This is a genomic window from Streptomyces ipomoeae 91-03, assembly GCF_000317595.1.
In the GTDB taxonomy this organism is placed as follows: Bacteria; Actinomycetota; Actinomycetes; order Streptomycetales; family Streptomycetaceae; genus Streptomyces; species Streptomyces ipomoeae.
On record NZ_AEJC01000003.1, the window covers coordinates 1 to 7,040 of the forward strand.

Here is a 7,040-nt window from a genome sequence, read left to right on the forward strand (position 1 = left end):
CCCTGCCGCAGTCATGTCGAGTGACACGTGCGACATCTGCGCAGACGCCTACGCAGATTCGTTACTTCACAGTGCTACCCCGAGAAGAGCGTCCACGGCTCGCGATACGACGCCGGGTGCCGCCTCGTCCGTGCCGCCCTCTGTCCGCTGCCGCTCGGCCCAGCGGTCGACCGCGGCGAGCGCGGTCGGGGCGTCCAGGTCGTTCGCGAGGGCGTGCCGGATCTCCTCGACGAGGGCCTCGGCGGGCGGTCCGTCGGGGCGGGAGACGGCGGCGCGCCACCGGTCGAGCCGTGCGACGGCGTCCTGGAGCACCTGGTCGGTCCACTCCCAGTCGGCCCGGTAGTGGTGCGCCAGCAGCGAAAGCCGTATGGCGGCCGGGTCGACCCCGTCGCGCCGCAGCTTGGACACGAAGACCAGGTTGCCCTTGGACTTCGACATCTTCTCGCCCTGCAACGCGACCATACCGGCGTGCACATACGCCTTGGCCATGGGGAACTCGCCGGTGAGCACCTGCGCGTGCGAGGCGCCCATCTCGTGGTGCGGGAAGGCCAGGTCGGAGCCGCCGCCCTGGACGTCGAAGCCCATGCCGAGGTGGTCGAGCGCGATGGCCACGCACTCGATGTGCCATCCGGGCCGGCCGCGCCCGAGCGAGCCACCGTCCCAGCTGGGCTCGCCCTCACGCGCGGCCATCCACAGCATCGGGTCGAGGGGGTTCTTCTTCCCGGCGCGGTCCGGGTCCCCGCCGCGCTCGGCGGACAGCAGGCGCATCGCGGCGGCGTCGAGGCCCGAGACCTTGCCGAAGTCGGGGTCGGACTCGACGGAGAAGTAGATGTCACCTTCGAGGTCGTACGCGGCGCCGGCGTCCCGGAGCCGTTCGACGAGCGGGACGATGCCCGGGATGGCCTCGACCGCGCCGATGTAGTCCTGCGGCGGCAGCATCCGCAGCGCGGTCATGTCCTCACGGAAGAGGGCGGTCTCCTTCTCGGCGAGGGCCACCCAGTCGACGCCGTCGCGCTCGGCCCGCTCCAGGAGCGGATCGTCGACGTCGGTCACGTTCTGGACGTAGTGAACCTGCCGCTTGGTGTCGAGCCACACGCGCTGAACGAGGTCGAACGCGTTGTAGGTCGCCGCGTGACCCATGTGGGTCGCGTCGTACGGGGTGATACCGCAGACGTAGATACGGGCGACGGGACCGGGGTCAAGGGTGACCAGACCGCCGGTCGCGGTGTCGTGGATCCTCAGGTCGCGGCCCTTGCCAGGCAGGGCGGGGACCTCAGAAGCGGGCCAGGCATGCATGTACATGAGCCTAACCGGTTCCCTCCGGGGGGATACGGGCGCCTGGTGACTCGGGGGTACGCGGGTGGGCCGGGGGCGCGACCCCAGCTGCAATACGTGCCGTAGCTGCGGGCAATCGTGCCGCTGGGGCGGCACGGGTGGGCGCAGCGGCACCTCGTCACCGCCGAGTTGCGGGACCTACGCCCGGCCGGCCGCAGCCAGCGGTGCCCTCAGACCGGGGGCCACGGGATCGCCGGCCACTCGCCGCTCGGTTCCGGGTGCCGGCCGCTCTTCAGCAACCCCGCGACCCGCTCCCTCGTGGCGTCCAGCTCCGCCTCTGTGATCAAGGACGACAGCTTCGCCGCCAACCCCCCGCCCTCGCCCAACCCGTCCCGCAGCCGCTCCAGCACAGCCACGGCCTCATCGGTCAGCGGCTCCCCGGCCCAGCCCCACAGCAACGTCCGCAGCTTGTTCTCGGCGTTGAAGGTCACCCCATGGTCGATGCCGTACAGCCGCCCCTCAGCGGCCGGCAACAGATGCCCGCCCTTGCGATCGGCGTTGTTGATGACGGCGTCGAGCACGGCGAGCCGCCGCAACCGCGGGTCGTCGGCGTGTACGAGGAGCGCGGTCTTCCCGTCCCCGACCTCGGCGAACCCGATGGCCTTCCAGCCCTCCTCCGCCTCCTCGCCGTCGACGAGGGCGAGCAGCTCGGAGCCGGCCACGCCCTCGATCCACAGCTGGCACATGCCTTCCCCGTACGGCCCGTCCCGCAGCACGGTCGGCGGGACGAGCCCCCACCCGGTCGCCTCGGACACCTCGTACGCGGCGACCTCCCGCTGCGCGAGCGTCCCGTCGGGGAAGTCCCACAGGGGCCGCTCCCCGGCGACGGGCTTGTAGACGCAGGCGGCCTCCCGTCCCTCGTACGCGACCGAGCAGTACAGCACCGCGTTGGACGCCTCCCGCACCCGCCCACGCACGGTCAGCTCACCCTCGGTGAGCAGCTCGGTCATCGGCGTCACGGATGTCACGCCCCGCGGCGGTATCCGTTCTGGCGCGGACATACGTGTCCTTCCGGGTCGAGCGGCAGGCTGCACAGCGGGCACGGCGGTCGCCCCGCGTTGACGACGTCGAGGGCGCGTTTGGCGAAGGCACGGGCCTGGGCGCCGGTGAGGCGGACGCGGAGCATCGGCGGACCGTTCTCCTCGTCCTGGAGCATCCGCTCCTCCGCCTCCGCCAGATCCTCCTCGGAGTCGGCGTCCAGCTCGACGAGGGCCTGGGCCTCGACGATCATGCGCTGCTCTTCGCCGTCCCAGGCCAGCGCCATGGTGCCGACCCGGAACTCCTCCTCGATGGGGGTTTCGAGCGGCGCCGTGTCCGCCACCTCGGTGGGTGCGACGGCGGGCACCGCGGCGCTGCCGCCGCTGCGCCGTACGACTTCGTCGAGCAGCTCGTCCATACGCTCGGCGAGCGCGGCGACCTGGGTCTTCTCCAGGGACACGCTGGTGACGCGCTGCCCTGAGGAGGCCTGCAGGAAGAAGGTCCGGCGCCCGGGCAGCCCGACCGTACCGGCCACGAAGCGGTCCGGGGGGTCGTAGAGGAACACCTGACGGGACACGTCCTGTCTCCATTGGAATCGATGTCGGGACCGGCCGCGTCGGCTGCTGACTGGTCTCAGCGCACCGCCCGCGACCGCTTCACCCTACTGCGGTTGACGATCACGGTGCCCCCGCACCGCCCCCGACGGCGGCATCACCATTCGGGGGCTCCTCGCGCGGCACCAGGGACGCGAAGTCCCCGGTGTCGCCGAGACGTACGAGAAACGGCCTCAGGCGTGTGTAGCGGATCGCGGTGATGGAACACGGTTCGACAGCGATCCGCTGGAAGAGGTCCAGATGAAGTCCGAGTGCGTCCGCGACGAGCGACTTGATGACGTCGCCGTGCGAGCACATCAGATACACGGCGTCGGCGCCGTGATCGCGCTCCACGCGCGCGTTCCACTCCCGTACGGCCTCGGCGGCCCGGTGCTGCATGGCCCGCATCGACTCCCCGCCGGGGAACGCGGCGGCCGTCGGATGCGCCTGTACGACCTCCATCAGCGGCTCGTCCTTCAGCTCGGCGAGCTTGCGGCCGGACCAGTCGCCGTAGTGGCACTCGCCGATACGTTCGTCGGTGTGCGGGCTGAGCTCGGGGCGGGCTTCGAGGAGCGGCCGGAGCGTCTCCTGGCAGCGCTGCAGCGGGCTGGTGACGACCTCGGCTATGGGCAGCCCGGCGAGACGGCCGGGCAGCGCCTCGGCCTGCGCGGCGCCGCGCTCGTCGAGCGCGACACCGGGTGTCCACCCGGCGAGCACTCCATCGGTGTTGGCGGTGGAACGTCCGTGCCGGACAAGGATCAACGTGGGCATGGCGCCCAGCCTAGACGCCCACCCGCCGCCCTCCCCCGGCCCTGTGGACAACCGACCGTGAGGAACTTCCGTGATCGTTGACTGCGCCGTCTACCGCGACGGCCACCGTACCGAGGGCCCCGACGACCTCTCCGACGCCCTGGCTGTCGCCCGCGCCTACGGCGGCTTCGTGTGGATCGGTCTGCACGAGCCGACGGAGAAGGAGTTCGCCCTGGTCACCGAGGAGTTCGCGCTGCATCCGCTGGCTGTCGAGGACGCGGTGAAGGCCCACCAGCGGCCCAAGCTGGAGGTGTACGAGGACTCGCTGTTCCTGGTCCTCAAGCCGGTCGTGTACGAGCCGAACAGCGACACCGTGACCGCCGACGAGATCATGATCTTCCTCGGTGACGCCTTCGTCGTGACCGTCCGCCACGGCGAGGGCTCGCCCCTGGGCGACGTACGACGCCGGCTGGAGCGGGAGCCCGAACTGCTCGGCAAGGGGCCCACGGCCGTGCTGTACACGATCACCGACTCCGCGGTCGACCACTATCTGGATGTGGCGACCGAACTCCAGACCGACCTGGAGGAGTTGGAGGCCGAGGTCTTCTCCCCGGACGTCGGCGGCTCGCGGAACACGGCCTCCCGGATCTACACCTTCAAGCGCCAGGTGCTGGAGTTCCGCCGCGCCACGCTCCCCCTCGGCGCGCCCCTCACCCGGCTCTCGGGCACCGGCAACTCCAGCACCAAGGTGCCCTTCGTGAACGAGAAGGCCCAGCCCTTCTTCCGCGACGTCAGCGACCACCTCGCCCGCGTCAACGACTCCGTCGAGGGCCTGGACCGGCTCGTCTCGGACATCCTCTCGGCCCATCTGGCACAGACGAGCGTCCGGCAGAACGACGACATGCGGAAGATCTCCGCCTGGGCGGCCATGGCGGCCCTCCCCACGATGGCCGCCGGCGTCTACGGCATGAACTTCGAGCACATGCCCGAACTCCACTGGGTGTGGTCGTATCCGGCCCTGATGGCACTGCTGGCGGTGGCGGAGGTGCTGCTGTACCGGCTCTTCAAACGGCGGGGTTGGCTGTAGCCGTGCCCCGCGTTCCCCACGCGCGCGTGGGGATGGTCCGGCGGGCGTCTCAGGCGAACTCGGGGGCCGTCGTCGAGGGTCCGCCGAGGGCGTCGCGGCGCTGGGGCATCGTCAGCGAGACCATGCGGCGCCAGCCGAAGGCCCGCTCGTACAGGTACACGGCGCGGATGCCCGCGGCGAGCACGGCGGCCTTGCCCCTGGGCCAGCCGAGGATGCGCCCCATGTGGTCCATCACGGCGAGGCTGACGTCCCGGTAGATGCCGATCTCGGCGAGGGCGCACTCACGCAGCGTCCGCTGGATGAGGCGGCCGTGTCCGGCGGCGGCGAAGCGCAGGAGTTCCTCGTGGGTGTAGGCGAGGTGCTTGTCCTCGTCGTCGGAGATCATGCGGACGGCCTTGCCGATCTCCGGGTGATCGGCGAAGTGCTTGCGGAGCATCATCATCTGGTCGGCGGCGCGCTGTTCGGTGACCCGGCTGTGGGACAGGTAGACGATGATGTCCTGCACCGTGAGCGACTGGTCGGCCTTGAGTTTCTCGTGCGCGAGACCGATGCCGCGGCGTTCCAGGAGCATGGTGTAGTCGGTCTCGGGCGGTACCTCGACGGGCTCCAGGCCGCGCTTCTTCATCAGGGCGTTGAAGATCCGCCCGTGCTTGTCCTCGTCGGCGCCGTGCCGGGTGATCTTGGGGGCGAGGGCGCGTTCGCTCCGCGGGACGAGCGCGGCGATGCGCGCGTTCTCCCAGCCGCCCTGCGTCTCCCCGCTGGCGGCGATGGAGCAGAACAGCCGGAACGACTCGTCGTTGTCGACGATTTCCTGGAACAGACTCTTGGCCGAAAGCATCTGAGGCACCTCTCTGCAGGACCCTGCGAAACGAGTCAAATGGGGTACCAGGCGCCCGGCAACAGCTGTGTCGGACAAATCCGCCGAACGGAGGACGGCGGAATGCCGGAAGGCGCGTAACCGAGCGGGCCGTGCCGCGTTGTCCCTCGTGACGGCCGTGGCGGGGAAGACCCCCGAGCCCCCACCACGGCCGCGACGCTGTCCGGAGCGGTTACGCGGGGCTGTCCGGAGGGGTTACGCGAGCCCGGCACGCTCCAGGGCCTCGACTCCGGCGCGGAGGGAGGCGAGCCGCTCGTCGAGTGTGAAGCCCGCCGGGGACAGCGTGAGGGTGGTGACACCGGCCTCGGCGTACGCCTTCACACGGTCGGCGATCCGGTCCACGGAACCGAGCAGCGTCGTCTGGTCGATCAGCTCGTGCGGGATGGCCGCCGCGGCACCGGCCTTGTCACCGGCCAGGTACTTGTCCTGGATCTCGGCGGCCTCCTTCTCGTAACCCATGCGCTGGGCGAGCTGGTTGTAGAAGTTCTGCTTGCGGCTGCCCATGCCGCCGACGTAGAGCGCGGTGTACGGCCGGAACGTGTCGGCGAGGGCCCTGACGTCCTTGTCGTCGCCGACGGCGATCGGGAGCGTCGGGCAGATGTCGAAGCCGTCGAGGGTCTTGCCGGCCTTCTCGCGCCCCGCGCGCAGATACGTGACGGCCGTGTCCTCCAGATGCGCGGCCGACGGGAAGATCAGCAGGGCGCCGTCGGCGATCTCGCCGGTCTGCTCCAGGTTCTTCGGGCCGATCGCGGCGATGTACAGCGGGATGTGCTCACGGGTCGGGTGCACGGTGAGCTTCAGCGGCTTCCCGGGGCCGCCGGGGAGCGGCAGCGTCCAGTGCTCGCCGTCGTGCGACAGCCGCTCCCGGGTCATCGCCTTGCGGACGATCTCGACGTACTCGCGGGTGCGGGCGAGCGGCTTGTCGAACTTGACCCCGTACCAGCCCTCCGAGACCTGCGGCCCGGAGACCCCGAGACCGAGCCGGAAACGGCCGCCGGAGAGCGAGTCCAGCGTCGCGGCGGTCATCGCGGTCATCGCGGGCTGGCGGGCCGGGATCTGGAAGATGGCCGAACCCACGTCGATGCGTTCGGTCTTGGCGGCGACCCAGGTGAGCACGGTGGCCGCGTCCGAGCCGTACGCCTCGGCGGCCCAGCACACGGAGTACCCCAGCCGGTCGGCCTCCTGGGCCACGGCCAGATTGTCCGCGTCCATTCCGGCACCCCAGTACCCCAGGTTGATCCCGAGCTGCATGCCCTACCCCTTACCGATCAGTAACGTCTCTTTGGCGGACGACCCTAACGGGTTGCCTCCGGCGGTGGGGCGGAGGATGCGTGCGCGTTTGCTCACGCCGCCGTTCGCGGGGCTCCGCCCCGGCCCCGTACGGAGAGCTCGGGTGGATGAGGCATTTGCTCGACTGCGG

The 7,040-nt window shown here is 70.6% G+C and carries 7 protein-coding genes; 1 reads left to right on the plus strand and 6 read right to left on the minus strand.

Features of this window, described 5'->3' with window-relative positions:
- Positions 1–66: 66 nt before the first annotated feature.
- The 4 genes from mshC to STRIP9103_RS00110 all read right to left on the minus strand — a co-directional run bounded on the left by mshC (position 67) and on the right by STRIP9103_RS00110 (position 3,677).
- Complete coding sequence (mshC, locus tag STRIP9103_RS00095; RefSeq protein ID WP_048819430.1) at positions 67–1,296, minus strand: cysteine--1-D-myo-inosityl 2-amino-2-deoxy-alpha-D-glucopyranoside ligase; 1,230 nt, start codon at positions 1,294–1,296, stop codon at positions 67–69.
- Positions 1,297–1,505: 209 nt separating this feature from the next.
- A complete protein-coding gene (locus STRIP9103_RS00100; RefSeq protein WP_009293118.1) occupies positions 1,506–2,336 on the minus strand; it encodes an SCO1664 family protein in 831 nt (276 codons plus the stop codon).
- The gene (locus STRIP9103_RS00105; RefSeq protein ID WP_009293126.1) at positions 2,300–2,890 is read right to left on the minus strand and encodes a DUF3090 domain-containing protein; all 591 of its coding nucleotides are present in this window, start codon (positions 2,888–2,890) and stop codon (positions 2,300–2,302) included. The genes STRIP9103_RS00100 and STRIP9103_RS00105 overlap by 37 nt, the downstream gene beginning before the upstream one ends.
- A 100-nt stretch (positions 2,891–2,990) precedes the next feature.
- On the minus strand, positions 2,991–3,677 hold the full coding sequence (locus STRIP9103_RS00110; RefSeq protein WP_009293123.1) for a histidine phosphatase family protein: 687 nt from the start codon (positions 3,675–3,677) through the stop codon (positions 2,991–2,993).
- A gap of 70 nt (positions 3,678–3,747) precedes the next feature.
- Between STRIP9103_RS00110 and corA the strand changes: the two genes are divergently transcribed.
- Positions 3,748–4,743, plus strand: coding sequence for a magnesium/cobalt transporter CorA (corA, locus tag STRIP9103_RS00115; protein WP_009293125.1), 996 nt, complete (start codon positions 3,748–3,750; stop codon positions 4,741–4,743).
- Between the two features lie 49 nt (positions 4,744–4,792).
- Here corA and STRIP9103_RS00120 read toward each other — a convergent pair whose 3' ends face one another.
- Entirely contained in the window at positions 4,793–5,581 is a 789-nt protein-coding gene (locus tag STRIP9103_RS00120) for a hypothetical protein (protein WP_009293116.1), read from the minus strand.
- A gap of 234 nt (positions 5,582–5,815) precedes the next feature.
- On the minus strand, positions 5,816–6,871 hold the full coding sequence (locus STRIP9103_RS00125; protein WP_009293122.1) for an LLM class F420-dependent oxidoreductase: 1,056 nt from the start codon (positions 6,869–6,871) through the stop codon (positions 5,816–5,818).
- Between the last annotated feature and the right edge of the window lie 169 nt (positions 6,872–7,040).